General features: G+C 65.9%; 20 protein-coding genes and 1 pseudogene. 7 read left to right on the forward strand and 14 right to left on the reverse strand.

What is annotated here, in order from left to right; translation table 11 throughout:
* Positions 1-3 precede the first annotated feature (3 nt).
* From XH92_RS32250 to XH92_RS32285, 8 genes are all read right to left on the reverse strand, one after another.
* Positions 4-1551 (reverse strand): ABC transporter substrate-binding protein, encoded by a 1548-nt coding sequence (locus XH92_RS32250; RefSeq protein WP_194455737.1) that lies wholly within the window; start codon positions 1549-1551, stop codon positions 4-6.
* Positions 1548-2573: an ABC transporter ATP-binding protein gene (locus tag XH92_RS32255; protein ID WP_194455738.1), complete on the reverse strand. Its 1026-nt coding sequence runs from the start codon at positions 2571-2573 to the stop codon at positions 1548-1550. Before XH92_RS32255 ends, XH92_RS32250 begins: the two co-directional genes overlap by 4 nt.
* Positions 2570-3646, reverse strand: coding sequence for an ABC transporter ATP-binding protein (locus tag XH92_RS32260; protein ID WP_194455739.1), 1077 nt, complete (start codon positions 3644-3646; stop codon positions 2570-2572). The genes XH92_RS32255 and XH92_RS32260 overlap by 4 nt, the downstream gene beginning before the upstream one ends.
* Entirely contained in the window at positions 3646-6069 is a 2424-nt protein-coding gene (locus XH92_RS32265) for a CaiB/BaiF CoA-transferase family protein (RefSeq protein ID WP_194455740.1), read from the reverse strand. The genes XH92_RS32260 and XH92_RS32265 overlap by 1 nt, the downstream gene beginning before the upstream one ends.
* Before the next feature lie 175 nt (positions 6070-6244).
* The gene (locus tag XH92_RS32270; protein WP_194455741.1) at positions 6245-7681 is read right to left on the reverse strand and encodes an amidohydrolase family protein; all 1437 of its coding nucleotides are present in this window, start codon (positions 7679-7681) and stop codon (positions 6245-6247) included.
* Between the two features lie 145 nt (positions 7682-7826).
* Positions 7827-8852: an ABC transporter substrate-binding protein gene (locus tag XH92_RS32275; RefSeq protein WP_194455742.1), complete on the reverse strand. Its 1026-nt coding sequence runs from the start codon at positions 8850-8852 to the stop codon at positions 7827-7829.
* Between the two features lie 36 nt (positions 8853-8888).
* Positions 8889-9665 (reverse strand): ABC transporter permease, encoded by a 777-nt coding sequence (locus XH92_RS32280; protein ID WP_194455743.1) that lies wholly within the window; start codon positions 9663-9665, stop codon positions 8889-8891.
* Positions 9666-9667: 2 nt separating this feature from the next.
* Complete coding sequence (locus XH92_RS32285) at positions 9668-10522, reverse strand: ABC transporter ATP-binding protein (protein WP_194455744.1); 855 nt, start codon at positions 10520-10522, stop codon at positions 9668-9670.
* A gap of 203 nt (positions 10523-10725) precedes the next feature.
* On the opposite strand from XH92_RS32285, the gene XH92_RS32290 reads away from it, so the two are divergent.
* A complete protein-coding gene (locus XH92_RS32290) occupies positions 10726-11451 on the forward strand; it encodes a GntR family transcriptional regulator (protein WP_194455745.1) in 726 nt (241 codons plus the stop codon).
* A gap of 189 nt (positions 11452-11640) precedes the next feature.
* On the opposite strand, the pseudogene XH92_RS32295 reads toward XH92_RS32290, so the two are convergent.
* Positions 11641-12059 (reverse strand): annotated as a pseudogene (locus tag XH92_RS32295) (nuclear transport factor 2 family protein).
* Between the two features lie 151 nt (positions 12060-12210).
* On the opposite strand from XH92_RS32295, the gene XH92_RS32300 reads away from it, so the two are divergent.
* Together XH92_RS32300 and XH92_RS32305 are read left to right on the forward strand one after the other, a co-directional pair.
* Positions 12211-13470 (forward strand): amidohydrolase family protein, encoded by a 1260-nt coding sequence (locus XH92_RS32300; RefSeq protein ID WP_194455746.1) that lies wholly within the window; start codon positions 12211-12213, stop codon positions 13468-13470.
* A gap of 238 nt (positions 13471-13708) precedes the next feature.
* Positions 13709-14923, forward strand: coding sequence for a mandelate racemase/muconate lactonizing enzyme family protein (locus XH92_RS32305; protein ID WP_194455747.1), 1215 nt, complete (start codon positions 13709-13711; stop codon positions 14921-14923).
* A gap of 305 nt (positions 14924-15228) precedes the next feature.
* Here the strand turns inward: XH92_RS32305 and XH92_RS32310 are convergent, their stop codons facing one another.
* The 3 genes from XH92_RS32310 to XH92_RS32320 all read right to left on the reverse strand — a co-directional run bounded on the left by XH92_RS32310 (position 15229) and on the right by XH92_RS32320 (position 20268).
* On the reverse strand, positions 15229-16461 hold the full coding sequence (locus XH92_RS32310; protein ID WP_194455748.1) for an ABC transporter substrate-binding protein: 1233 nt from the start codon (positions 16459-16461) through the stop codon (positions 15229-15231).
* A gap of 107 nt (positions 16462-16568) precedes the next feature.
* Positions 16569-18608, reverse strand: coding sequence for a hydantoinase/oxoprolinase family protein (locus XH92_RS32315; RefSeq protein WP_194455749.1), 2040 nt, complete (start codon positions 18606-18608; stop codon positions 16569-16571).
* 7 nt (positions 18609-18615) lie between these two features.
* Positions 18616-20268 carry a hydantoinase B/oxoprolinase family protein gene (locus tag XH92_RS32320; protein ID WP_194455750.1) on the reverse strand — a complete coding sequence of 551 codons (1653 nt, stop codon included), beginning with the start codon at positions 20266-20268 and terminating at the stop codon, positions 18616-18618.
* 235 nt (positions 20269-20503) lie between these two features.
* On the opposite strand from XH92_RS32320, the gene XH92_RS32325 reads away from it, so the two are divergent.
* Genes XH92_RS32325 through XH92_RS32340 form a run of 4 tightly spaced genes read left to right on the forward strand, consistent with a single transcriptional unit; the run spans position 20504 to position 23746 of the window.
* Positions 20504-21004: a DUF305 domain-containing protein gene (locus XH92_RS32325; protein WP_194455751.1), complete on the forward strand. Its 501-nt coding sequence runs from the start codon at positions 20504-20506 to the stop codon at positions 21002-21004.
* Positions 21004-22461, forward strand: a complete 1458-nt coding sequence (locus XH92_RS32330) for a YncE family protein (RefSeq protein ID WP_194455752.1) — start codon at positions 21004-21006, stop codon at positions 22459-22461. The genes XH92_RS32325 and XH92_RS32330 overlap by 1 nt, the downstream gene beginning before the upstream one ends.
* On the forward strand, positions 22458-22985 hold the full coding sequence (locus XH92_RS32335) for an RNA polymerase sigma factor (RefSeq protein ID WP_194455753.1): 528 nt from the start codon (positions 22458-22460) through the stop codon (positions 22983-22985). The genes XH92_RS32330 and XH92_RS32335 overlap by 4 nt, the downstream gene beginning before the upstream one ends.
* Positions 22982-23746 carry an anti-sigma factor gene (locus tag XH92_RS32340; RefSeq protein WP_194455754.1) on the forward strand — a complete coding sequence of 255 codons (765 nt, stop codon included), beginning with the start codon at positions 22982-22984 and terminating at the stop codon, positions 23744-23746. Before XH92_RS32335 ends, XH92_RS32340 begins: the two co-directional genes overlap by 4 nt.
* On the opposite strand, the gene XH92_RS32345 is transcribed toward XH92_RS32340, so the two are convergent.
* Both XH92_RS32345 and XH92_RS32350 read right to left on the reverse strand, forming a co-directional pair.
* Positions 23743-24996, reverse strand: a complete 1254-nt coding sequence (locus XH92_RS32345) for an MFS transporter (RefSeq protein ID WP_194455755.1) — start codon at positions 24994-24996, stop codon at positions 23743-23745. The genes XH92_RS32340 and XH92_RS32345 overlap by 4 nt on opposite strands.
* Positions 24997-25248: 252 nt before the next feature.
* Positions 25249-26094 (reverse strand): CmcJ/NvfI family oxidoreductase, encoded by an 846-nt coding sequence (locus XH92_RS32350; protein ID WP_194455756.1) that lies wholly within the window; start codon positions 26092-26094, stop codon positions 25249-25251.
* Positions 26095-26422: the final 328 nt, after the last annotated feature.

Raw genomic sequence — 26422 nt, forward strand, 5'->3', positions numbered from 1 at the left:
CGATTAGCTCTCCAGCCAGACGTCGTCGTATTTCGGCTTGCCCAGCAGATTGGGCCGATAGCCCTGCACCTTCTTGTTCATGGCGACCAGCTCGAACTGGAACGCCAGCGGCACCACGAAGGCATTCTCCATCACCAGCCGCTGCACGGTGGAGAACGCCTTGCGCCTGACCTCGATATCTTCAGAGGCGCGCGATTCCTTGATCGCCGCTTCGAGTTCCGGCGGCACCGGCGCCCGGCCGCCATTGTAGTAGGCGTCCTTGGTGAACATCAGCGAATAGGTCAGGCTCGGGTCGGGACGTCCGGTCCAGGCCGACAACAACCCCGCCCCTTTCTTCTCCGGACCGAAGAAGGCAGCAGAGGCTTCCGCGACCGTGCCGTTGACGAAACGCACGGTGATGCCGGCCTTCCGCAATTGCTCGATCAGGATCTCCTCGCGCTGTACCGAATCCTGATCGGAATAGCCGCCGATCTCGATTGGGGTGCCTTCCTTGAAGCCGGCCTCGGCAAGCAGCTTGCGGGCCTTGTCGGGATCATAGGGATAGAGCTTGGCGACCTCGGCGTCATAAGCCCAGTGCGACTTCGGCAGGTTCATGTAGGCCGGCTCGGCGAGGCCGGCGAGCGCGGCCTTGGCGAAGGATTCGCGGTCGATCGCGAAGTTCAGCGCCTGGCGGACCTTGATGTTGTCGAACGGCGGCTTGGCCCAGTTCAGGAAGATCTGGAACACATAGAGCGTCGGACCGTGCACGACCTTGACGCTGGAGGCGCGCTCGATGATCGCCTTCTGCCGCGGCGGCAGCTGGTAGATCAGATCGTTCTGGCCCGCGGTGACCGAGCGGGCGCCGGTGGTGAGTTCGGGAATGATCGAGATCTCGATCGCGTCGGGATACGGCCGGTCCGGCTTCCAGTATTTCTCGTTGCGCTTGACCACGATCTTCTCGCCATCGGCCCAGCTCACGAACGAATAGGCGCCGGCGCCGACCGGCTTGCGGGTCACGACGCCGCCCTCGGCCGCCTTCAGCGCCGTCGGCGACACCATCATGCCGGCGCGATCGGAGAGGATGCCCGGCAGCGCGGTGTCCGGCGTCTTCAGCTTCAACGTCACCTGCTGCGGCCCGGTGACCTCGACGGCGGCAACCGAGAGCAGGTCGGCCTTGATATTCGACTTCGCATCACTGCGGTTGCGATCGAGGTTGAACTTCACGGCCTCCGCATCGAGCGGCGTGCCGTCATGGAAGGTGACGCCGGCGCGGATGTTGAGCACCAGCGTATTGGGATCGGTGAACTTCCAGCTCTCGGCAAGCCCCGGCTTCGGCTTCAGCGTGTCGAACTCCCATTCGGTCAGCGTGTCGTACATCGTGAACAGGAAAGCATGGTCGGAGCCGGCGCCGCCGGTTGCGGGATCGAGGCTCGACGGATTGGCCGGCGCGGAGATGCGCAAGGTGCCGCCCTTCTTCGGCGCGCCTTCCGCAAACGCACGGCCGCCGAGCGTGGTGCTGGCGAGTGCGCCCGAAATCAGCGCCATGGCCTCGCGTCGTGTGGTCATTGTCATGGCGTGGTCTCCGGTTGTGAGTTCGGCGAAAAATGCGGGCGGCCGGCGAAATGGCAGGCCACCCAGTGATCGGGCTTCAGCTCGCGCCACTCCGGCACACGCTCGGTGCAGAGCGGCTGCGCATGCGGGCAGCGGGTGCGGAAGCGGCAGCCCGACGGCGGATCGATCGGGCTCGGCACCTCGCCCTGCAGCACGATGCGGCTCTCCTGCCGCATCGAAGACGGCAGCGGCCGCGGCTCGGCCGACAGCAGCGCAATGGTGTAGGGATGCAGCGGCCGCTCGGCGACCTCTTCGGTGGGCCCGAGCTCGACGAACTGGCCGAGATACATCACCGCGACGCGCTCGCTGATATGCGACACCACGGCAAGATCGTGGGTGATGAAGACATAGGTCAGGCCGAGGTCGCGCTGCAGGTCGGCAAACAAATTGAGCACGTCGCCGCGGATCGACATGTCGAGTGCGGCCACCACCTCGTCGCAGACGATCAGCTTCGGCTTGAGCGTCAGCGCGCGGGCGATCACCACGCGCTGCTTCTGGCCGCCGGAGAGCTGATGCGGATAGCGCTCGCCGAATTCCTGCGGCAGGCCGACGCGCTCAAGCGCCTCCCGCGCCTGCCGCTCGCGCTCGGCCCGGCTGCCGACACCGGCGAGCTCCAGCGGCTCCAGCACCGAGGCCAGGATCGTCATGCGCGGGTTCAGTGCGGCGTTCGGATCCTGGAAGATGATCTGGTAGTCGCGGCGATGGCTCTGGAATTCGCGGCGCGGCAACGCCAGCGGATCGATGCCATCGTGCAGGATGGCGCCCGCGCTCGGCTTCAGCAGGAACACCAGCGCGCGGCCGATCGTGGTCTTGCCCGAGCCGGACTCGCCGATGATGCCAAACGTCTCGCCGCGGCGGACGTCGAAATTGACGCCGTCGACCGCCTTCACGGTGGCGCGGCGGTCCGAGGTCTGGAAGCGGACCTGGAGGTCGCGCACCGAGACGATGGGCTCGCGGCGCTGTTCAGCGGATGCTGCGGTCATTGCGTCGCGACCCTCGCAGCAGCCGGCCTATCGGGCGGATGCAGCGCGCCCGGCAGATTGAGCTCGGCAAAGCGCCAGCAGCGCACCTTGCGGCCGCCGCCGGCATCCCGCAGCTTCTGCTCGGCCTCGCAGCCCTTCGTCGCGTGCGCGCAGCGGGCGCGGAAGCGGCAGCCGGCCGGCATCTCCGCGATCGACGGCACCCGGCCCGGGATCGACGGCAGCCGGCCGTGACGCGGGCTCAGATGCGGCAGCGAGCGCAACAGGCCCGACGTATAAGGATGCAGCGGCCGCACCAGCGCCTCGTCGACGCTGGCGTCCTCGATCACCTCGCCGGCATACATCGTGATCATCCGCGTGCAGGTCTCGGCGACCACGCCGAGATCGTGGGTGATCAGCATCAGCGCGGTCTTCGAGGTCTCGCTGATGTCGCGCAGCAGCTCGAGGATCTGCGCCTGCACGGTGACGTCGAGCGCGGTGGTCGGCTCGTCAGCGATCAGGAGCTGCGGGCCGCAAATCAGGCTCGCCGCGATCATCACGCGCTGGCGCATGCCGCCGGAGAGTTGGTGCGGATAGTCGTCGATCCGCCGCTCCGGCGAGGCGATGCCGACGCGGCGCAGCATCTCCAGCGTCCTGGCGCGTGCTTCCTCGTAGCCGACATCAGTATGGACGCGCAGCGTCTCGGCGATCTGGTGGCCGACGGTGAAGACCGGATCGAGCGCGCTCATCGGCTCCTGGAAGATCATCGCGATCCGCTTGCCCCTGATGGCGCGCATCTGCCGCGCGCTGCAGGAGGCGAGATCGATGCCATCGAACAGGATCTTGCCGTCGAGACCGGCAAAATTGCCCGGCAGCAGCCGCAGGATCGATAGTCCCGTGATGGTCTTGCCGCAGCCGCTCTCGCCGACGATGCCGACGCGCTCGCCGGGCGCGATGTCGAAATCGATCCGCCGCGTCGCCTGCCAGACGCCTTGCGCGGTCTTGAAACGGATGCCGAGCCCGCGCACCGACAGCAGCGGCCGCGCGCCGTCGCGCGCACCCTCCGTCCTGCGCTGTGCCGGTGGCCCTGCTCCCATCAGCCCGCCGCCCGCTTCTTCTGTTTCACCAACTGCTCCTCCATCAGCATCTCGGTGCCGATGATGCCCTCGCGGCTGAGCTCTTCGAGCTCGGCGTCGGAGAGGCCGAGCATGCCGGACAGGATCTCGCGGTTGTGCTCGCCGAGCGTCGGCGGCACCGAGCGGATCGCAAACGGTGCATCGGCCTCGCGGAACGGCATCGATGGCTGCGGGTGCTTACCGATGAAGGCGCGGTCGACCTGCTGGATGAAGCCGCGGGCGTGCAGCTGCGGATCCTCGAGGAGATCGATCGGCAGCCGCGCCACGCCGGAGGCGACGCCGGCGCCTTGCAGCTCAGTCATTGCAGTGTCTGGATTGCGGGTCGAGGTCCAGGCCGTGATCGCAGCCTCGATCTCGGCTTCGATGGCGCGGCGGCCCGCGGCGGTCCTGAGCCTGGCGTCCGTCGCCCAGTCCTCGCGGCCGAGCAGCCGCGCGAGTTTCGGCCACATCGCGTCATCGGACACCGCGACCACGATCCAGTTGTCCTCGCCATCGCAGCGAAAGCAGCCATGCGGCACGAAATCCGGATGGCGGTTGCCGTATTTGATCGGCGGTTTGCCACTGGTCGCATGCGCGACGATCCAGGGCGCGGCGAACGGCATCATGCATTCGATCTGCGCGAGATCGACGAACTGGCCCTGCCCCGTCAGCCTGGCGTGGATCAGCGCGGTCAGCACCGCGGCAGCGCCATTGAGCCCGCCGACGGCATCGCCGAACGCGGTATGGCTCATCACGGGCGGGCCGCCGGGATCACCGACGACGCTGGGCAGGCCGGAGCCCTGCTCCAGTGTCGAGCCGTAAGCTCGGCAGTCGCGATGCACGCTGCCGGCGCCGAACGCCGACATCGACATCATCACGAGCTTCGGATTGAGCTTGCTCAGCACATCGTAACCGAGGCCGAGCTTGGGCAGCACCTCGACCGAATAATTGTCGACCACGAGGTCGGCATCGGCGAGCAGGCGTTTTGCGAGCGCGAGCCCCTTCGGCCGGGTCAGATCGAGCGTGATGCCGCGCTTGTTGCGGTTCATGATGCAGTAGCGCACCGACTTCTCGTACATCTGCTCTAGCACATAGGCCGGGCGGCGATCGACGCCGCGCCACCAGTCCGGATACTGGGTCGCCTCGATCTTGATGACGTCGGCGCCGAGATCGGCGAGCGTGCGGGTGCAGATCGGCCCGGCCCAGCCCATCGAGAAGTCGACGACGCGGATGCCCTCGAGCGGCAGGCGATTGGCCGGAGCCGGCTTCGGTACCGGCACGCGCGGTGCCGCCTCCCGCCTCGCCTGCTGCTCGTCGAGGTCGGGCACCCGCCCGCCCCGCAGCGGCGGCGTTCCCGTCAGCCGCTGCATCGTGCCGGCGGAAAAGTCGGTCTCGTCGCCGACCGAGATCGGAACGATGGCGCCGCGGGCGCGCTTCTCCTCATCGGCGATGAGATCGGCGATCTCCGGCACCGGCACGATCGGGATCTTGCGCTTGAGGCCTTCGACGAACCATTCCTGCGCGGTGCGCTGCTTCAGCTTCGGCAGGATCTTGCCTTCGATCTCGGCGACGTGCTGCAGCCGGTCGACGCCCATCACCAGCGTCGGGTCGTCGCGCAGATCGGTGAGATCAAGCATCTCGCAGAACGCGCGCCACTGCGCCGGGGTCACCGTGGTGACGCCGAGCCAACCCTGCCTGGTCTCGTAGATGCCGACCGGAAAGGTCGGCCAGAACCGGTTGACGCCGATCCGCCGCATGATGTCGCCGCGCGAAAACGCCTCGAACATGATGTATTCGGTGACCGCGATAGAGGCCTCGAACAGGCTGAGATGGCTTTCGCGCCCGCGCCCGTCCTGCATGCGGCCGAGCACTGACGAGGCGGCCGCGATGAAGCCCCACAGCCCGCCCAGAATGCCGGTCTGGAAATCCGGCGCGTGCATCGGCGGGCCCTGCTCGGGTCCGACCAGCTTCACGAGGCCGGTGAGCGCGCGGATCGTGGAGTCCGTTGCCGCGAAATCGGCATAGGGACCGCGATCGCCGAACCAGGCGAGGTCGAGATGGATCAGGCCCGGATTGTCGCGCTTGATCGCGTCGAGATCGATGTCGGGACAATCAGCCGCAGCGATGCCGCGCCCATCGAGCAGGATGTCGCAGCCGGTGATCAGCTCGCGCAGGCGCGACGCGGCGTCCTTGTCGAGAACGACACTCGATTTGTTGAAATTGAGAAACGCAAACCACGCGCTGTGCCCGTGCGGCGTCAGCGGCGCGGTGCGGCGAATCGGATCACCCTCAGGCGGCTCGACCTTCTGCACGTCGGCGCCGAAATCGGCGAATAGCCGCGCGCAATAGCTCGTCGCCGCAGCACTTCCGATCTCGACAATCCGCAGATGCGACAACGCGCCCATCAGGCTTCCTCGCCAACAACATGACCAGCCGCTGACAGCGGTTGATTCAGTTTCTTGTTGGGGTGAACTTGAAGCCGCGCCGACTGTGTGATGCAAGTGGAATTTTCTTCCGCTTGACGGAATTAGCGCGCGTACGATCGGCGCTGCTGCTCAGCGCGAAGCGAGGATTGCGCAGCTAATTGCAGGTTGGCTGCGCTTCGAACCAGCCTTGCAGCTGATGCGACAATCGCGGCCATGCGCGCAAGACATGCGCGTATGTGGCCGCGCTGGCGCGATGGATGTCCCGCAGTTCGTGCTCCATGGCGGGAAGATCAACACCGAGGCACCGGCCGGCCTGTGCGACGGTGCGACTATCGACCACAAGCTCTGATATCAGCGACGCATTGCCGCGCGCGAACAGGAGGTCGAGCGGATCGGCATCAAGAATCTGATCGCGCTCGAGCCGGGCGAGATCGATGCTAACGAAATCGGCCGGCGCGCCGACGGCGAGCTCGCCGGTTCCCGGCGCGCCGGTGGCGCGGCGGCCGTTGCGGATCGCGAGTGCGAAGAATTCCTGCGGGGTCCAGCTGCGTTTGAAGCCGAGGCCGCCGTGCATCATCTGCACCAGCCGCATCTCGCGCAGCACGTCGTCGTCTTCATCGAGCGCGAGGCCATCGACGCCGACCGCGATCGCGCAGCCACAACCGTGAGCCGCGGCGATCGGCGCCAGGCCGGAACGCAGATGCAAATTGGAGGAGAAATTGGTGACGATGCGCGCGCCTGACGCCGCGATCATCTCGATCTCGTCGGGCCGCGCGTGAATGCAATGCGCCAGCGTCAGCCGCTCGGAGAGCAAGCCGATATCGCGGAGATAGCGGACGATGCCGCCGGGAAAGTGCTCATCCGCCCAGGCGCGCTGATAGATCGTCTCGAGCAGATGCATGTGAACGCGGCGGCCGGTCCGCGCCGAATTGTCCGCGACCGCCTCCAGCAGCGGCTTCGAGCACCATTGCACTCCGGCCGGCCCAAGCTGCACGTCGACCTTCGGCCCGCCGATCGCCGCAGCGATCGCGTCGGTCAGCTCGATATAGGCTTTTGGCGACATCGGGGTACGGACGAACAGCTCCTCGATCGTCTTGCGCTCGTCGCCGGCGAGCCCTGCAAGCACCGGCTCGCTGTCGCCATAGACGATCGGATTCTGGTCGCGCACCGCGATGGCAAAGGCGATGCGAATACCGACATCGCCGGCGGCGCGGCCGATCGCCTTGACCTCGTCGAGCAATGGCATGGTGCCGCTCGGCCGTGTGTAGTGCACCATCATCGCCGCGCAGCCGGCCCGCGCTGCGCGGGCAAACGCCGAGGCTGCGGTGAGATAGGGATCGACCGGCGTGCCGACCACCGTGCGCAGGATCCAGCTCTCCAGGGGCATGCCGACCGCGCCGAAGCTGGATGCCCGCGGACGGGCGTGGTCGTGGGCGTTGATGAAGGCCGGGAGGATGAGGGAGCGCGGGCCCGTTGCCGGGGCTGCTGCTTCCGAAATATCGGTGATGAGACCGCCATCGTGACGGAGCACGATGTTGTTGCGAATGCCGCGGTCAGTGCCGGAGAACAGACGGGTTGCCGTGACGTCCATGAACGCGCTCCACTCGGGCGTCATTGCGAGCCACCCGGTCGGCGCGAAGCGCCGCCGGATGACAGGCTCCGGGAAGCAATCCATATCGCCGCATGCGGAAAGATGGATTGCTTCGTCGCTTCGCTCCTCGCAATGACGAACTGCGTCAGTTCGCAGTATACACCAACTCCCGCTCCGCGCGCGGCGGTAGGAACTCGCGCGAGAACACCTCGGCAGGCGTCGGGGTGCGGGCGAGCTGGTAGCCTTCGACGATGAAGCCGATGGCGCGGGCCATGCGGTCGTCCTTGACGTCACCGATGCCGATGTCCTTCATCTCCGGCGAGACGATCAGCTTCTCGAAGGAATATTGCAGCCGGCGCTTCTCGACATCGACATTGATCAGATTGTCGTAGTTCAGCGCCGCCTTCATCGCGGCGTTCTGGTCCTTGGCGACCGCGATCGCGCCCTTGTTGATGGCGCGCACCAGGCCGGCGACCGCCTTCGGGTTCGCGGCGATCAGCTTGCGCGAGACCATCACGCCGTTGGAATAGAGATCGAGCCCGTAATCGCCGAACGAGAACCACTTGAAGTCCTTGTCGGGGTCCTGGCGATTGAGCACCAGGTTGAAATAGCTCGTGATGTTGAACACCAGCGCGGCATCGATGTCGCCCTTGATCAGCATCGGCTCCTGCAGGTTCGGTGCCATGTTGGAGATCTTGATCTTCTCGCCGTCGAGCCCGTTCTTGTGCACGAACACCGGCAACAATCGCGTGGTCGGCGTACCCTGCGCGCCACCCAGCGTATGCCCCTCGAAATCCTTGATCGACGTGATGCCGCTCGAATTCTTGGCGACGATCGCGAACGGCGGCTGGTTCCACATCATGTAGACCATCACGGGCGCGTCCTGCGGCTTGGTCGCAGCGTTCTGGATGATCGCGTTGACGTCACCGAAGCCGGCGTCATAGGCGCCCGACATGATCCGCGTCACCGTCGCACCGGAGCCCTCGCCCTGGTCGATCACGACGTTGAGGCCCTGCTCTTTGAAGTAGCCGTTGTCCTTGGCATAGAAGAACGCGGCATCGCTGCCTTGCGTCTTCCAGCCCAGCGTGAACTTGATCGTGGTTTCCTCGGCGCGCGCGGGCCCCGCGACCAGGGCCAATCCCAGCAGTGCGGCGCTCATTGTCTTCAGCATGACGACCTCCTCAACTCCAGTGAACGGCGAAACGATTCAGGTGGCGATGACGTTGTCCTTGCGCGTCGCCCAACCCGTCACCCGGCCCTCGATCAGCGAGAACAGGACGTAGAGCGCGACGCCGAGGCCGGCGAGCACGAACAACCCGGCGAACACCAGCGGCACGTTGAAATTGGAAGACGCGGTCATCATGACGTTGCCGATGCCGCGGTTCGAGGCGACAGTCTCCGACAGCACCGCGCCGACGAAGGCGTAGGACACCGCGACCTTCAGCGAGGCGAAGAAGAACGGCATCGTGCGCGGCAGCCCGACATTCCACAGGATGTCGAACTTGCTGGCGCCGAGTGGCTTGAGCACGTCCTCGAGCTCGGGCTCGGTGGTGGCAAGGCCGGTCGCGATGTTGACGACGATCGGGAAGAAGCAGATCGACAGCGAGGTCAGCACTGCCGGCACGGTGCCGGAGCCGAACCACAGCACGAAGATCGGCACCACCGCGACCTTCGGGATCGAGGAGAACCCGACCAGCAGCGGGTAGCAGGTGTCGTAGGCGGTCTTCGACACCCCGATCACGGCGCCGAGCGCAACGCCCAGCGCCACGCCGAGCACGAAGCCGATCATCGTGGTCAGCAATGTCTGGATGATGTGCGGCCAGAGGATCGGGAATTTTTCGAACAGCGTGACGAATATCTGCGACGGCCGCGGCAGCACGAGGTCCGACATGCCCGTCATCAGGCAGAACAATTCCCAGGCCACGAAGAACAGCACGATCAGGGCCACCGACCAGGCTTTCTGCCTGATCTCTGATGTGGGCATGGTCAGGCTCCCTCTCGAGCAGCGGTGCGCGCATCGACGATGAAGGCGCGGAGCTTCTGGTTGAGCGCCACGAAATCGGGCTCAAAGGTCATCGCCACGGTGCGCGGGCGGGCGAAATCGACACGGCTGTCGTCGAGAATGCGGCCCGGCCGCGCGCTCATCACGCAGATGCGGCTGGCGAGGAAGCCGGCCTCGCGCAGATCGTGGGTGACCAGCAGCACGGTCGGCTTGTGGCTGATCCAGAGCGCTTGCAGGATCCCCCACAGCTCCTCGCGGGTGAACTGGTCGAGCGCGCCGAACGGCTCGTCGAGCAAGAGCATGCGCGGCTCGTGGATCAGCGCGCGGCACAGATTGGCGCGCTGGAGCATGCCGCCGGAGAGCTGCCAGGGATAGCGGCCGCCAAATCCCTTCAATCCAACCTGCTCGAGCAGCGCATTGGCCTTGTCGCGAAACTCGGTCTTGCGCAGCTTGCGGAATTGCGAGCGGAACGGCTCGACGATCTTCAGCGGCAGCATGATGTTCTTTTCGATCGTCATCCACGGCAGCATGGTCGGGTTCTGGAACGCCATCCCGACCCGCATCGCGCGCGCCGCGACCTCGCGGCCGCCGACAATGACGACGCCTGTGGTCGGCCGCGCCAGGCCCGACACCAGCCGCAGGATGGTCGACTTGCCACAGCCGGACGGCCCGACCAGCGCCACGAACTCGCCATCGGCGATCCGCAGCGTGGTTGTCGAGAGGGCCGGCACGGCGCGGGCGCCGCGGCCGAAGGTGACGGAGGCTTCCGACAGCTCGATCGCGGTCGGCGCGGAGCCGGCGGCAACAGGCTCGCCGGCAAATTCGGAGTTTGGTTGCATGCGCATCACGGTCAAAGTGCATGCAAGCTGGATGCCAGTGCACGACCCGTTGAAAATCAAAGGGATCACACGACCGGTGCCTTGGAGCGCCGGATTCCTTTTGGGCAATCCACAGCCGAGACTGCATGCAATTCGGGCGGTCGATTGCTTTTGCGGTATGATAGAGAGGCGATCCAAGCACCTTTCGAGAGGGATTCGCGGCAATGGCGGGGCGCGACAGCACGAGCAAGACGGCTGAATCGACCGACAAGGTCGGCGTGATCTGCCGTGCGCTGCGACGCGCGATCATCGAGCAGGCATTGGAGCCCGGCGCCAAGCTGCCGGAGGATTCGCTCGGCGAACGGTTCGGCGTCAGCCGCACCATTGCGCGCCATGCGCTCGGGCAACTGGCCGCGGAGGGCCTTGTCGAACTGCGCCGCAACCGCATCGCGGTGGTGGCGACGCCGAGCTGGCAGGAGGCGCGCGATGCCTTCGACATCCGCATCGAGCTCGAGCGGCTGGTGGTGCGCCAGCTCGCGGGCAAGCTGACCAAGCCGCAGATCGCCGAACTCACCGCCCATGTCGACGCCGAGGATCGTGCCCGCGACGGCACCGATGCGGTCTCGATCCGGCTCGCCACCGAATTCCACATCCTGCTCGCCCAGATGACGAACAGCCCGATCCTGGTGCGCTATGTCAGCGAGGTCGCCTACCGCTGCTGCCTGACGCTGTCGCTGTACAGCCGGCCGCATTCGTCGGAATGCGCGATCAACGAGCACCGCGCGATCATCGCGGCGCTGGTGAAGGGCGATGTGGCCAAGGTGATGGAGCTGATGCACCACCATCTGGATTCCGTCGCGACCCGCGCGCTGGTCGCACCGAGCCCGCAGCGCGGCCGCGATCTGCTGGATATCCTGGCGCCTTACGCGGACGAGGCGAGCGGGTGGTGAAGCTATCGAAGGCGGCGCGGCGCTAGCCATCAAGCGCACTCCATCAGCGTCATGCTCTATCCCCGTCACCCTGAGGAGCGCGCCCATGCGCGCGTCTCGAAGGGTCGACGGCCCGACTGTGGCCGATTCATCCTTCGAGGCTCGCTTCGCTCGCACCTCAGGATGACGGGGAAGAGGCGACGCGTTCCCCTACGCCTCGATCCCCCGCTGCACCAAAATCCGCTCGGCGCTGTCGTTCCAGACGTCCATCTTGACGATCTGCCCGCCCTCCACCACGAAGCGGTCGACATAGCGGTTGCCCTCGAACGGGGTGCCGTCGATCCATTCGCCGTAGAGCGTACCGACGCTGTAGACGACGGTCTCGCCTGTACCCGGGCAGACATCGAAGCGGTCCATCCGCTTCTTCACCCAGCGATAGCGCTTGGCGTTGAAGCCGGTCGGCCCGCGCGGATGGTCGAATTCGCGCCCGCCAGTGAAGTGATCACCGTGCCCGGCTTCATATAGGCCGCGGCCGCATCCGGATCGGGGATCATCGACGCCGTCAGATACGCCTCGACGATCTCGGCATCGGACAGCGGGCGGGCGTCGGCTTTGGCGGTGACGGACATTGCGGGCCTCCTGGGCTGATCGGGACTCTACAATCTGCCCGGCAAAGTGTATGCATATTTTTTAGACAATCTGGTGATCAATCTGCACACAATCTAGTGCTGCCGGTTCCCGCTCCTTTCGCTAGGCTCAAACCATCCTGATATTTCCCCGATGATCGCGAAACCTGCCTTCGACCTGGTCTTCCGTAATGCCGTGACGCGCCGATCCGCGTCGGCGGTCGATATCGGCGTTGCCGACGGCAGGATCGCCGCGGTCGCGCCGCAGCTTGCCTGCGAGGCCGTCGAGGTCGATCTGGGCGGACGGCTGGCGCTGCCGGGCTTCGTCGACACCCATATCCATCTCGACAAGGCCTGTCTGCTCGGCCGCTGCGGCCACGATCACGCCAGCCTCTCGGAAGCGATCCGCGCGGTATCGGCGATGAAGCGCGACTTCACCGTCGAGGACGTCTATGCGCGCGGCGCAAAGGTGATCGAGCGCGCGATCACCGCGGGCACCACGCGGATGCGGACCCATGTCGAGATCGACCCGCGGATCGGACTGCGCGGTTTCGAGGCCGTCAAGGCACTGAAGCGCGATTATGCCTGGGCGCTCGAGCTCTCTCTTTGCGCCTTCCCGCAGGAGGGCCTGACCAACGATCCCGGCGCCGACGAGCTGCTGGTGGCCGCGCTCAACGACGGCGCCGAGGCGGTCGGCGGCTGTCCCTATGTCGACACCGATCCGAACGCGCATATCGCACGCATCTTCGATCTGGCGCAGCAATTCGACGTCGACGTCGACTTCCACCTCGATTTCGACCTCGACCCCTCCTGGTCGCACATGGAGGAGGTCTGCCGGCAGACCGAGCGGCGCAATTACCACGCACGCGTCGCGATCGGGCACGCGACCAAGCTGTCCGCGCTGCCGCCCGACCGGCTGAAGGCGGCGAGCGCGCGTCTCGCCGCGGCCGGCGTCGCGGTCACCGTGCTGCCGGCGACCGACCTCTATCTGATGGGGCGCGACGCCACGCATAACGCCCCGCGCGGGCTGACGGCGGCGCACCGGCTGGTCGCCGACGGCGTGCTCTGCTCGGTCGCGACCAACAATGTGCAAAATCCCTTCACGCCGTTCGGCGATGCATCGCTGCTGCGGATGGCCAACCTCTACGCCAACGCCGCGCATGCCGGAATCGGCGAGTTCGACACCTGCCTCGATCTCGTCACCGACCTGCCGGCGCGGCTGATGAACCTGAGGGATTACGGCATCGCGGTCGGCAATCCCGCCGACATCATCGTGCTCGATACCGACAGCGGAACCAACGCCATCGCCGAACTGCCCGACGTGCTGATGGGCTTCAAGCGCGGCCGCAAGACGTTCGAGCGCCAGCGGCCGACATTGTTCCGGCCCGGCACGAATCTCTCCCCGTCATCCTGAGGTGCGCGCTCTTGCGCGCCTCGAAGGATGCACGGCCCCCGCTAGACCCACACGGAGAGAGCCGGGCCGTCGACCCTTCGAGACGCGCGCAAGAGCGCGCTCCTCAGGGTGACGGTGAACGTAAAGGCGGGTGCCGCCCTACTGATACGCATTGTCGCCTTGCCCTGGCGCGAATTGACGCGTCCGTCGATCCGTTGTTGGTATCCCCTCAACACCAACAACAGCCGGGCAGGAAACCATGAGCAAATCCACCACGATCAAAAGCGTCGAGACGCTCGCCTGCGATGCCGGCTGGCGGAATTATCATTTCGTCAAGGTGACGACCACGGACGGGCTGGTCGGCTGGAGCGAATATGACGAAGGTTTTGGTGCACCCGGCGTGACCGCGGCGATCGAGCGGCTGTCGGCGCGCGTGGTCGGCAAGAATGCCTTCGAGCACGAGCGGATCCATGTCGAGCTGTTCGCCGCGACACGCCCTGCCGCCGGCGGCGTAGTGGCGCTGGCGCTCGGGGCGATCGAGAACGCGCTGCTCGACGTCAAGGCCAAGGCGCTCGGCGTGCCCTGCTACGATCTGCTCGGCGGCAAGATCCGCGACCGCGTGCGGGTCTACTGGTCGCATTGCGCGACCTGGCGCATCAATCATCCCGACTGGTACAAGCCGGCAATCACCGATCTCGACGGCGTCAAGGCGATCGGGGCCGAGGTGCGCGAGAAGAAGTTCTCGGCGATGAAGACCAACATCTTCGTCTACACTGACGGCAAGCCGCAGGGCTGGCGCCCCGGCTTCGGCTCGCCGTTCCAGCCCGAGATCAATATCGACCGCACCGTGCTCCGCAATCTCTGCATGCATCTGGAAGCGATCCGCGACGGCGCGGGGCCGGATGTCGATCTCCTGCTCGACCTCAACTTCAACGCCAAGACCGAGGGCTATCTCAAGATCCTGCGCGCCATCGAGAAGATGGACATGTTCTGGGTCGAGATCGACACCTTCAACCCGCAGGCGCTCGGCTATATCCGCCGCCAGAGCCCGCACCCGATCTCGTCCTGCGAGACGCTGCTCGGCCTGCGCGAATTTCTGCCTTACTTCACCGAGCAGGCGATGGACGTCGCGATCATCGACACGCCGTGGAACGGGGTCTGGCAGTCGATGAAGATCGCCGCCGCCGCCGAGCATTTCGAGGTCAACGTCGCGCCGCATAATTTCTACGGCCACCTCTGCACCATGATGAACGCGCATTTCTGCGCCGCGGTGCCGAACCTGCGCATCATGGAGACCGACATCGATCGCCTCGCCTGGGACCACGAGTTGTTCACCCACGTGCCGGAGTTCGTCGACGGCCATCTCGTGATCCCGGATCGCCCGGGCTGGGGTACCGAGCCGAACGAGGAAGGCCTGCGCGCGCATCCGCCGAAGAACAAGGGCGGGCTGCTGAATTATGGACTGAAGAAGTAGGTGGTTACGCTATCAGACCCGTCATCCTGAGGTGCGAGCGCAGCGAGCCTCGAAGGATGCACGGCCACAGTGGGGCCGTCGACCCTTCGAGGGCCGCTGAAGAAGCGGCCACCTCAGGGTGACGGTGATAGAGCGACGAACTTCGCAGACCGCGAAGCAAATCGTCGCCAACAACACCACTGTTACTCCGTCATCCTGAGGTGCGAGCGGAGCGAGCCTCGAAGGATGCGCGGCCACAGTGGGGCCGTCGACCCTTCGAGACGCGCGTTCCGCGCTCCTCAGGGTGACGGTCGTGGAGAACGACCTCAATTATCCTCACGCACCGGCGTGAACGCGCTCTCGATCACGTCGCCGATCGGCTGCCAGGCGTTGCCGTCGAACTGCACCAGCCGCATCTGCTTGATCGGGCGGAAATCCTTCGGCCCGGTATTGATCACGATCCCGGGCAGCGCGATCGGGCTCTGATAGTCCTTCAGCGAGGCGGCCTGCCGCATGATGTTCTCGCGCGACAGGTCGTCGCCGCACTGGCGCAGCACCTGCATCAGCGTGTCGGCGGCGGCATAACCGAACACGGCGTAGATGTCGTCCTTGTCGCCGTCGGGATAGTATTTGTCCATGAAGGCGTCCCACGCCTTGATCTGCGGATCGTTCTTCCAGGAGGCGTCGCCGGCGTCCTTCAGGAACGAGGTCGAGATCACGCCGAGCGAATTCTGCAGGCCCGCCGGCCGCAACGCGCTGGCGATCGAGGCCGATGCATTGTCGAGGATGAACACCGGATGCCAGTCGAGGTCGGCGGCGACGCGGATCGCGCGCGCCGCGATCGCCGGCGCGCCGTCGAACACCAGGATGTCGGCGCCGGAGCCTTTCAGGATTCCGATCTGGTTCTGGATCGCGGTCTCCGACGCGTCGAAGGCAAGATCGGCGACGATCATCCCTGCGGTGTCGCCGAGCCCTTCCTGCAAGCCCCGGAACAGATCGCGGCCGAACTGGTCGTTCTGCCACAGCACCGCGATCTTGCGGGAGGGATAGGCGGCCTGGATGTAGTTGGCATAGATCCGTCCCTCGGCGCGGAAGGTCGGTTGCCAGCCCATGGTCCAGGGAAAGGTCTTCGGGTGTGCCCACTCCTCGTCGCCGGAGGCGACGAACAGCTGCGGGATGTTCTTTTCGTTGAGGTATTTTCGGACCGCGAGATTGCTCGGCGTGCCGAACGAGCCGAACATCAACAGCACGTCCTGCTTCTCGACCAGGTCGCGGGTCTGCTCGATCGCGGTCTTCGGATTGGAGCTGTCATCGACCGAGATGAACTTGACCTTGCGGCCGTTGATGCCGCCATGCTCGTTGACCATGTCGAAATAGGCCGCTTCCGCCCGTCCGATGGTCGCGAACGCGGCGAGCGGCCCGGTGTAGGGCATGACATTGCCGACACGGATCTCGCCGCCGGCCGCGTCCTGCGCCTGCTGGGCGCGCAACGGCGCCGCCGCGAGAACAGCTGCGAAGGCGAGCGAAATCGAAAGCGCAGTTTGTCGTTTTGTTTGCATCAACATCGCCACAACGCCGGCACCAGGCCGGCGCTCCCTCCCAGCGCATAGAGCTTATCGCCCAAGCCAATGCCGGAAAAATGAAATGTTGATGGCGGAGGCACGCCTCAGCGCAATGTTATGTCGAGCCAGCCCAGCGGGTTGACCGTGACGCGGTCACCGCTGTCGACCAGAACCGTGGTGGTCTCGGCCTCGATGATCGCGGGACCGGCCAGCACATTGCCGGGCTTGAGATCGTCGAGCGCATAGACCGGCACCTCGCGCCAGGCGCCGAACCAGGCCTGCCGCTTGCCGCGCGGCACACAGGGCGCGGCTGACGTCGCCTCGCCGGCATCGCTGCTGCGCGGCGCGACCTTGCCGACCGCGGCGACGCGGGCGTTGACGAACACCACCTCCTGCCCGCGCGAAGCATAGGTGTAGAGCTCCTCGTGGCGGCGATGGAAGCGTTCCTCGATCTGGGCGACGAGATCCGCGGCGCCGAGATCGAGGTCGCCGAGCGGCACGTCGATCTCGAACACCTGCTCGCCATAGCGCATCTCGGCCGAGCGCTCGATCGCGATGTCGCCCTTGAACCAGTCGCGCAAACGCCCTGCGGCCTGCTCCTCCAGCCCGGCGAACAGCGCCCTCACCTCATCGGCGGAGATCCGGCCGGTGCCGTAATGCGTGCGGCTGACCTCGTAACGCAGATCGCTGGTCAGCATGCCCCAGGCCGAGAGCACGGAGGCAACCGTCGGCACGATGATGCGCTTGATCTCGAGCTCGCGCGCGACTTCGGCCGCATGCATGCCGGCGGCGCCGCCGAAGCTGAGCAGCGCGAATTTGCGGGGATCGACGCCGCGGCGCAGCGTCATCAGGCGGATGCCGTCGGCCATCTTCAGATTGATCATCTTGTAGATGCCGGCGGCAGCCTCGATCCGCGACAGCTCGAGCGCCGTCGCGATCCGATCCACCGCGGCTTCCGACGCCGCGCGGTCGAGCGGCCGTGCGCCGCCCATGAAGGCGCTCGCATCGAGATAGCCGAGCACGACATTGGCGTCGGTGACGGTGGCAGCCGTTCCGCCATTGCCGTAGCAGGCCGGGCCCGGCACCGAGCCCGCGCTCTCCGGCCCGACCCGCAAGGTGCGGCTGCCGTCGACACCGGCAATCGAGCCGCCGCCCGCCGCGATGCTGGCGATATCGAGGCTGCGCAGCGCGATGCGCTGGCCCGCAAGCATGCCGTCGGCCGACAGCGACGCCTCGCCGTCCGCGATCAGCGAGATGTCGGTCGAGGTGCCGCCCATGTCGAACGGCACGAGATCGGGAATCCCGAGCATCTCGGCGCAGCGGCGGCTGCCGGAAATGCCGCCGGCCGGGCCCGACAGCACGGTGCCGGCGGCGAGCCGCGAGGCTTCCTCGACCGGCGCCATGCCGCCATGCGACAGCACGACGAACAGCGAGCCTTTGAAGCCGGCCTCGTGCAGGCTGCGCTCCAGATTGGTGAGATAGCGCCGCACCGTCGGCTCGACATAGGCGTTCACGATCGTGGTCGAGACGCGCTCATATTCCTTGATCTGCGGCAGCACGTCGCTGGAGCGCGACACGCTGACATCGGGCAATTCCTTCCTAAGCCGCTCGACCGCGGCGAGCTCATGCGCCGGGTTGAGATAAGCGTGCAGGAAGCAGACCGCGACCGAGTTCGCACCGGATCGTTTCACCTCGGCGAGGACGCCGCCGAGCGCTGTGGCATCGAGCGCAACCGCCGCGCTGCCGTCGGCCTTCAGCCGCTCGCGCACGCCGAAGCGGCGCTCGCGCGGCACCAGCGGCTCGGGCGGCGGCGTGCGCAGATCGTAGCGATCCGGCTTCAGCCCCTCGCGCATCTCGACGACGTCGCGATGGCCCTCGGTGGTCAGCAGCGCGACCTTGGCGCCCTTGCGCTCCAGCAGCGCATTGGTCGCGACCGTCGTGCCGTGCACCAGCCGATCGGTCGCAGCCAGCATCGCTGCGCGCGTGACGCCGAGGCGGCGCGCCAGCTCCTCAAGTCCCGCCATGACACCGACCGACTGATCGGCCGGCGTGGATGGTGATTTCGCGAAAACGGTGCGCCCGGTTTGATCCGTCGCAACCAGGTCGGTGTAGGTGCCGCCAACGTCAACCCCAATCGTATACATCGCTGCCCTATACCGCCTTCGAAACCAGACCTTGCGCTGCGTCGCGCGCCCGCGCCTCCGCCGATCGCTTCTCGGGCGGACCCCAGCCGCCGCCACCGGAGGAGCGGATCTCCAGGCAATCGCCGGGCCGCAATTCGATGCCGACCTCCTTGGTCTTCAGCACCCGCGGCTCGCGGCCTTCCGACAGCAGGCGATAGCGATGCGGCTCGCCGTCCTTGCCGCCGAGCATGCCGCAAGGGCCGTGACGCGCGCCGTCGCCGGCGGTGTTGCCCTTGGCCGGCTTCCCAGTCTCCAGCACCATGTCGAGCGCGACGCCAAGGCCGCCGCGATGCTGGCCGTCGCCGCCGGAATCCGGCCGGAACTCGTGCTGGCGGAAATGCAAGGGAAAGCGCACCTCGGCAACTTCGATGCTGCCGAATTTGAGGCCGCCGACCGAATGCCACTCGCCGATCGAGGAGTAGCCGTCGCCGCCGGGCGATGCGCCGCCGCCGGGCCGCGCCTGGAACATGTGCCAGATGAAATTGCGTCCGTTGCGCGGATCCTCGCCCTGGATCGCGATACGGAACCTGCGGCCCCATCCGCCCATCACGCGATCCGGGCAGGACGCCGACATCGCCTTGATGATCGCTTCGACGATCTCGTTGGAGGGATGGCTGGTGCACAGCGTCACCGGGCGGCCGGGATCGGCCCACACGATGGTGCCCTGTTTGGCCACCACCTTGAGCGGCCGCAGCGCGCCGGTGTTCTTCGGAATGTCGGCGTCGATCAGATAGGCAAACGCCATCGCGACCGCGGCCTGCATGTTGGCGTGCGAGGAATTCACAAAGCTCGTCGACTGCGGATCGGAGCCGGTGAGATCGACCTCGATGTCGCTGCCCTTCTTGGTCACCTTGGCCGCGATCTTGATGTCGGAGCGGCCGTGGCCGTCATCGTCGAGCAAGGCCTCGCCGTAGAACACGCCGTCCTTCCAGGTCGACACCACGGCGCGGGTCTGCTGCTCGGTGGCGTCGAGGATCGCCTCGATCGCGGCTTCGACGGTCTCGGCGCCGAACTCGCTGAACAGCTTTGCGACGCGGCGCTCGCCGAGATGCGCCGCACCCAGCATCGCCGCGAGGTCGCCGCGGAATTCCCGGGGGTTGCGGATGTTCAAAGCCAACAGGTCGAGCAGGTCCTCGCGCGGCTTGCCGGCCTCATAGAGCTTGATCGGCGGAATCCGGATGCCTTCCTGATAGATCTCGGTCGCGGCCGGATTGTAGGCGCCATGGGTGGCGCCGCCGATGTCGCTCTGATGCGCGCGCACGATGGTCCAGAGCAATCGCTTGCCGCCGTCGAACACCGGCACGAAGGCGGTGAGATCAGGCAGATGGCTGCCGCCCTGATAGGGATCGTTGAGCAGGATGACGTCGCCGGGCGCGACATCCTTGAAGCGCTCCTCGACCGCGAGCGTCGCCCACGGCAAGGCGCCGACATGCACCGGGATGTGGTCGGCCTGCGCGATCAGCCGCCCGCTGGTGTCGCAGATCGCCAGCGAGAAATCGCGACTGGAATTGAGGATCTGCGAATAGGAGGTGCGAAGCATGGCTTCGCCCATCTCCTTCACGATCGACGACAGGCGGTGCTGGACGACGGAACGGGTGATCGGATCGATCTTGGCGGACATCTTGGCCCTTATTGGCGCCCAGGTGGCGCGGGGAGGATCGAGAAACCGGCTGGTTGGAACCGGAATTCCCTCTTTATAACCAGACGCTTCCAGATCGCAAACCGCTGCTCAGCGGTCGAAGAATTTATTCCGTCGTTCAGTAATTCGTGATCGGCACGATTCTTCGCTCCTCGACCGGAATAGAATTCGCCGCTCCGCGTCCCACCCGTGCAAGCCAACTTACAGGGTGAACGTGATGATCCTGCGATTCTTCAGACCCGGCATCGGTGCCGCGCTGCTCGGCGCGCGTGTGCTGTTTGCCGTTGTTCTCTCCCCAGTGGCGCTCGCGCAAGAGGCGCACCAACCGGCACCGACGGCGCAGTCGGCCGAAGAGAGCGCCTTCCTCGCCGAGAACGATGCGGCGATGACCAAGATGATGAATGACATGGCGGCCAAGCCGAGCGGCGACATCGACCGCGACTTCGTCGCGATGATGACGCCGCACCACCAGGGTGCGATCGACATGGCCGTGATCGAGCTGCGCTACGGCAAGAACGAGCGGCTGCGCCGGATCGCCCAGGAGATCATCGTCGAGCAACGCCAGGAGATCGACGCCATGAAGCTCGCGATCGGCGAGCCGGTCACGGACACGACACCGGCCCAGACACAACAACCCGGCGCCACACCGGGCGCGGCGGCGACGATCCACGATCACATGCACATGCACCACGACATGATGAAGCAGGAGACCAAGTGATGACGAGCCAGTTCATGAAGGGCCTGTTGGCGACCAGCATGATCGTGCTGTCGACGTCGGCGTTTGCCGGACAGGCGCCGGGCGCCGTGTCCGCGCCCGACATTGCGATCAGCCATCACGACCGCGTCTACGCGGCCGAGCAGTTCTCGAACACCGTGTCGGTCACCGATCCGGTCGACAACAAGCTGCTCGGCGTGATCCGGCTCGGCGACCCGCAGCCCGGCAATTTCAGCCCGCTCTACAAGGGACAGGTGCTGGTCCACGGCATGGGATATTCGCCCGACCACCACACCCTCGCCATCGTCTCGATCGGCTCGAATTCGGTGACCTTCATCGACACGGCGACCAACGCGGTCAAGCACGTCACCTATGTCGGGCGTTCGCCGCACGAGGCCTTCTTCACGCCGGACGGCAAGGAGGTTTGGGTCACCGTGCGCGGCGAGAATTACATCTCGGTGATCGACGCGCAGAGCTTCAAGGAGACGATGCGGATCGAGGTGCCGGCGGGACCGGGCATGCAGATCTTCTCGCCCGACGGCAAGTACGGCTACATCTGCTCGTCGTTCAATCCGGAGACCGATGTGGTCTCGGTGGCCGACCATCAGATCGTCGCCAAGGTGAAGCAGGAGAGCCCGTTCTGCCCGAACATCGCGGCGACGCCCGACGGCGAGCAGGTGTGGTTCACGCTGAAGGATACCGGCAGGACGCAGGTCTTCAACGCCAGGCCGCCGTTCAACCCGATCAAGACCATCGACACCGGCCCGATCACCAACCACGTCAATTTCGCCAACACCGCCAAGGGGACTTTTGCCTATGTGACGATCGGCGGCACCAACCAGGTCAAGGTGTTTCGGACCGACGACTTCTCGCAGGTCGCGACCATTCCGGTCGGCAATCTGCCGCATGGCGTCTGGCCATCCGGCGACGGCACGCGGATCTATGTCGGCCTTGAAAATGCCGACGCGCTGGCCGCGATCGACACCGCGACCAACAAGGTGATCGCCAATATCCCGATTGGCCAGGCACCCCAAGCGATCGCCTATGTGCCGAACGCCGTGCCGAATCCCGATGATCGCCAGAACTTGCAGGCGCTTGGCGCTGCGGGCCAGGTCGCCCACCTCGCGCTCGCGGCAAAGAACCAGGCCAAGGGCGACAATCCGCCGACCAGCGTCTCGCTGTTCGATCAGGGATTGATTCAGGTGCTGCAAGCATCGGTCACCGGGCTCGAACCCAAGCAGCACTACGTGCTAGGATTGGCCGAACGTGCCGACGGCACGGGCTCGGTGGAGCCACTGGCAGCCTTCATGACCAATCCCGCCGGCTCCGCCATCGTCAACACCACCGGGCCGATCCGGCAGATCGTGCAAAGCGCGGCCAAGGCCGAACGACGCTATCTCGTCATCACGTCAGGCGAGCCGGCCAAGCTCGGCGCCGTCGTGCAGGTGCAAACGCCATGAACGACATGCTGCGCCTGGTCGAGCCGCTGATCCCCGCCTTGCGGCGGTATGCGCGGGCCCTGGTTCGCGACCACGCCGCGGCCGACGACCTGGTGCAGGATTGCCTAGAACGCGCCGTGATTCACTGGGAGCAGCGGCGGTCGGACAATCCCCGGCCGTGGCTGTTCGCGATCCTGCATAATCTCGCCATCAATCAGTTTCGCCGCGCAACGACGCGCGGCGTCCACGTCGCGATCGACGAAGCGAACGAGAATGCATTCGGCCAGGACGCGGACCAGGAGCAGAAGGTGATGTACCGCGACGTCATGGCGAAGCTCGCAAGGCTTCCGCATGACCAGCGTGCGGTCCTGCTGCTCGTCGGCGTCGAGGATTTGTCCTATGCCGACGCCGCGAAGGTGCTCGGTGTGCCCATCGGCACGGTGATGTCACGCCTGGCGCGCGCCCGCGAACGGCTGCATCAGGAGCTGGAGGGCCCTGCCGGCCAACTGGATAGTAATGTCGTGCAATTGCGGAATAAGACATGAACAGTCGACCCATTACCGAAGACGATCTGCACGCCTATGTGGATCGCGCGCTCGAGCCGGAACGCGAGGCCGAAGTCGCGGCCTATCTGGAGAAGCATCCTGACGTGGCCAAGCGCATCGCCGCCTATTCCGACGAGCGTAATCTTTTGCGATCGGCCCTGCTGCCGATCACCGAGGAGCCGCTGCCGCCGCAGCTCAACCTCGCCAGGATGCTCGAGAGCCCGCGGCGCCGCCCCTCGTCGTTGCGCTGGGCCATCGCGGCGATGCTGATGCTCACGATCGGCGGCCTCGGCGGATGGGTGATGCGTGGCGCGACGCTGGCGCCGGCGGGCGGGCTTGCGGCGCTCGCCGAGGAGGCCAGCGATTCCTACAAGGTGTTCGCCTCCGATCGCACCCGGCCGGTCGAGCTGCGCGACAATGCCGAGCTGGTGCAATGGGTCTCCAACAGGCTGCACCAACCGGTCAAGCTGCCGGATCTGACCAAGTCGGGATATCGCCTGATGGGTGGACGCGTGGTGCCGACCGCGCATGGTCCGGCGGCGATGTTCATGTACGACGATGATCGCGGCGAGCGGCTTGTGGTCCTCACCCGCCCGATGACGACAGATCAGAACGCGCCGATGGCCGCGCATTCGGCCGGCGATATCGCCGGTTTCTCCTGGGCGGACGGCGGCACCGGCTACAGCCTGGTCGGGCCACGCGGGATCGACTCGTTGCGGCCGCTTGCCAACGAGATCCGCAAGCAGGCGCAGACGATCTAGTTACCGGAGGGTTTGGTGTAGACCAGGAACAGCACGATCCCGATCACCAGCGCGCCCGCGATGAACAGCAGCACCGCGGGCAGCCCGAACAACGCCGCGACACCGGCGGTGCTGAATTGCAGCAGCGCCGCGCCGAGGAAGAACGCAAGATTGACCGACGACAACGCCTTGCCGGTGTTCTGGGCGGCGACGAGCTGCCGCGTCATGCCGTAGATCAGCGGCTGCGCCGAGGTCGCAAACCCGATCAGGACCAGCAGCACCAGGTCATATTGCACCGGCATCACGGAAACGCCGAGCAGGTTCGCGACCAAAAAATGCGGCGCGCCGGCCGCCATCAACACCAGCAGCAGCGCTGCGACGGCATGCGTCGACGCCACCATGGTGCGGCGATGCCCGAACTTGCGATCGATGGCGCCGATACAGGCCGGGCCGATGATCATCGCCAGCGTGAACAGGCCAAGCAAATTGCCGGCCTCGATGCGGCTCAACCCCTTCACATCCATCAGCCACGGCCCGCCCCACAATCCGCGCAGCACCAGCGAGGCGCCGAGCGACACCAGCGACAGCGCGATCAATCCGCGCAGGCCACGCGACAGGCCGAGCCGCAGCACCTCGGCCATCTGCCGCAAGGGCGAGGAATCATCGGCATGCGCCGCCGGCTGGCGCGGCACCAGCGCGAACACTGCGATCAACACCACAATGCCGAAGCCGGCCGAGCCCCAGAAGCCGGCGCGCCAGCCGAACTGATCGACCACGAAGGCCAGCGGGCTGGCCGACAGCAGCATGCCGATATTACCGATCGAGAGGATCAGGCCGGACCACAGGCCGAACTTTGCCGCCGACATCTGCTTGGCGGCCAGCGTCATCGGGCACATCAGCATGCCCGAGGTCGCGATGCCGAGCATCAGTTGCCCGAGCACGAAGCTCGCGGGCCCCGTCGCGAGCGCCGAGACCAAAGTCCCGACCACGGTACCACCGAGCAAGCTCAGCGACACCGGCCGCACGCCGAAGCGGTCCATGGCGGCGCCGACCGGGATTTGCGAGGCGGCAAACGAGAAATGATAGATCGCGGTGAGGCTCGCCAGCGCCTGCGGCGAGGTGCCGAAATCCCGCGCCATCAGATCGAGGCTGATCGCGGGGATCGTGCGCAGCAGCGTCGACAGCATGTGGCCCGAGGCCAATGCCAGAAGTGCAAGGACCAGGGCGCGGAACCCGATCCCCGCTGCTCCCTTCGTCACCACGCCGTCCATGAATCGCCCTTTCCCCGAGCAGTTAAGGGGACGGGCGTAACACTATTGGACTGACGGTGCCAACTTTGGCGGCAAAGTGGATTCGTGCTGCCGTCCTTGCCTCTCCCGCTTGCGGGGGAGGCCGGAGCGCATCGTCAGATGCGGTCCGGGTGGGGGTTCTCTCCACAATACGACTCGTGGAGAGAGCCCCCACCCCAACCCTCCCCCGCAAGCGGGAGAGGGAGCGCATCTCTTATGCCGTAACGTTCTTCATCAATGCTTGTGGAACACCAGGGTGCGCAGCTCGATGCTCTCGCGCGGCGCGGCGTCTGCGGGCGTGGTCGGATCGACGAAGGCGGTGTGCGGCCCGAACCGGGTCCGGCCGTCGGTCGCCGAGTCGTAGCATTTCAGCAGGATCGCCTCGTCCGGTGTCATCTCGGGAATGTAGAACCAGCGATGGTTCGGATTATACTTCACCGAATAGGTCTCGCCGCTGCGGTTCGGGTAGATCAGGTCGGAGGCGATCAGATCTTCAGGCGCGATCGTGGTGCCGTCGGCCATCGCAAGCGGTGAATCGCGCAGCGGACCGCGGATCGGTCGCCACAGATTGATCACCTGGACGCGGCCCTTGACCAGTTGCTCGGCCTCGTCGGGCAGATGCTCGAACACCCGGTTGTGGCCGGAGACGGCGGTCTGGTCGACATGGACGCGGGTCGCGGGCTGGCGCGGGCCGCCGCCGCGGATATCGGCCGCGCCCTCGACGCGCTTGCGCACGGTGTGGTCGAAGATGAAGACGCGGTCCGCCTTCAGCGTCGCCTTCAGGAAGGCTTCGACGGCCGGGTAGTAGACATTGCGGACTTCGTTGTCGTCGTAATAGTCCTTCACGATGGTCGGGTGCTTGACCAGCGCAAAGCCCTCGCGGTCGAGCGAGAAGCTGTCTGCGATCAGGCGCCCGTCGAAGATCGGGACATTGTGGGCTTCGGGCAGTGCGGTGGATTTGGGTTCGCCGGGCGGCGGATCAAAAGCGTAAGTCCGGGGCTTGCCCGGCGTCGGCGCGAGGTAGTTCAGTTCAGCGGTCACAAACGGCAGCGACTCGATGCGAGTTTCTTGAAGGCCCATGGTGATCTCCCGGACTCGATTGTTCGTCTGTTTGATCTTGGCGGTGCGGGTGGATGCGACAAGGGTGCGGCGAAAATAGCAACATTGCGGTTTTGGTCAGTAAGGAATGGGGAAAATCCTTCCGGCGTCGTACACGCCACGTGGTTGGTTATTTCGCAGCCACACGAACAGATGCGTTCGTGGCCTACCCCTCTCCCCGCCCTCCCCCGCAAGGGGGGAGGGAGCCCGACCAACGTGCTCACCTCGCGAAGGTAAGGATCCTGGTAGCTGCACCGATGTGAGGGAGGCAAGGACGGTACGGTTCCCTCCCCCCTTGCGGGGGAGGGTT

Source organism: Bradyrhizobium sp. CCBAU 53421, assembly GCF_015291625.1.
GTDB lineage: Bacteria > Pseudomonadota > Alphaproteobacteria > Rhizobiales > Xanthobacteraceae > Bradyrhizobium.

Excerpts from the sequence above, each read along its gene's own strand:
- XH92_RS32280 (WP_194455743.1), bottom strand. The coding sequence starts at position 9,665 with ATGCCCACATCAGAGATCAGGCAGAAAGCCTGGTCGGTGGCCCTGATC.
- XH92_RS32325 (WP_194455751.1), top strand. The coding sequence starts at position 20,504 with ATGATCCTGCGATTCTTCAGACCCGGCATCGGTGCCGCGCTGCTCGGC.
- XH92_RS32305 (WP_194455747.1), top strand. The coding sequence starts at position 13,709 with ATGAGCAAATCCACCACGATCAAAAGCGTCGAGACGCTCGCCTGCGAT.
- XH92_RS32315 (WP_194455749.1), bottom strand. The coding sequence starts at position 18,608 with ATGTATACGATTGGGGTTGACGTTGGCGGCACCTACACCGACCTGGTT.
- XH92_RS32255 (WP_194455738.1), bottom strand. The coding sequence starts at position 2,573 with ATGACCGCAGCATCCGCTGAACAGCGCCGCGAGCCCATCGTCTCGGTG.
- XH92_RS32330 (WP_194455752.1), top strand. The coding sequence starts at position 21,004 with ATGACGAGCCAGTTCATGAAGGGCCTGTTGGCGACCAGCATGATCGTG.
- XH92_RS32310 (WP_194455748.1), bottom strand. The coding sequence starts at position 16,461 with ATGCAAACAAAACGACAAACTGCGCTTTCGATTTCGCTCGCCTTCGCA.
- XH92_RS32335 (WP_194455753.1), top strand. The coding sequence starts at position 22,458 with ATGAACGACATGCTGCGCCTGGTCGAGCCGCTGATCCCCGCCTTGCGG.
- XH92_RS32250 (WP_194455737.1), bottom strand. The coding sequence starts at position 1,551 with ATGACAATGACCACACGACGCGAGGCCATGGCGCTGATTTCGGGCGCA.
- XH92_RS32260 (WP_194455739.1), bottom strand. The coding sequence starts at position 3,646 with ATGGGAGCAGGGCCACCGGCACAGCGCAGGACGGAGGGTGCGCGCGAC.
- XH92_RS32300 (WP_194455746.1), top strand. The coding sequence starts at position 12,211 with ATGATCGCGAAACCTGCCTTCGACCTGGTCTTCCGTAATGCCGTGACG.
- XH92_RS32340 (WP_194455754.1), top strand. The coding sequence starts at position 22,982 with ATGAACAGTCGACCCATTACCGAAGACGATCTGCACGCCTATGTGGAT.
- XH92_RS32350 (WP_194455756.1), bottom strand. The coding sequence starts at position 26,094 with ATGGGCCTTCAAGAAACTCGCATCGAGTCGCTGCCGTTTGTGACCGCT.
- XH92_RS32345 (WP_194455755.1), bottom strand. The coding sequence starts at position 24,996 with ATGGACGGCGTGGTGACGAAGGGAGCAGCGGGGATCGGGTTCCGCGCC.
- XH92_RS32270 (WP_194455741.1), bottom strand. The coding sequence starts at position 7,681 with ATGGACGTCACGGCAACCCGTCTGTTCTCCGGCACTGACCGCGGCATT.
- XH92_RS32265 (WP_194455740.1), bottom strand. The coding sequence starts at position 6,069 with ATGGGCGCGTTGTCGCATCTGCGGATTGTCGAGATCGGAAGTGCTGCG.
- XH92_RS32285 (WP_194455744.1), bottom strand. The coding sequence starts at position 10,522 with ATGCAACCAAACTCCGAATTTGCCGGCGAGCCTGTTGCCGCCGGCTCC.
- XH92_RS32320 (WP_194455750.1), bottom strand. The coding sequence starts at position 20,268 with ATGTCCGCCAAGATCGATCCGATCACCCGTTCCGTCGTCCAGCACCGC.
- XH92_RS32290 (WP_194455745.1), top strand. The coding sequence starts at position 10,726 with ATGGCGGGGCGCGACAGCACGAGCAAGACGGCTGAATCGACCGACAAG.
- XH92_RS32275 (WP_194455742.1), bottom strand. The coding sequence starts at position 8,852 with ATGCTGAAGACAATGAGCGCCGCACTGCTGGGATTGGCCCTGGTCGCG.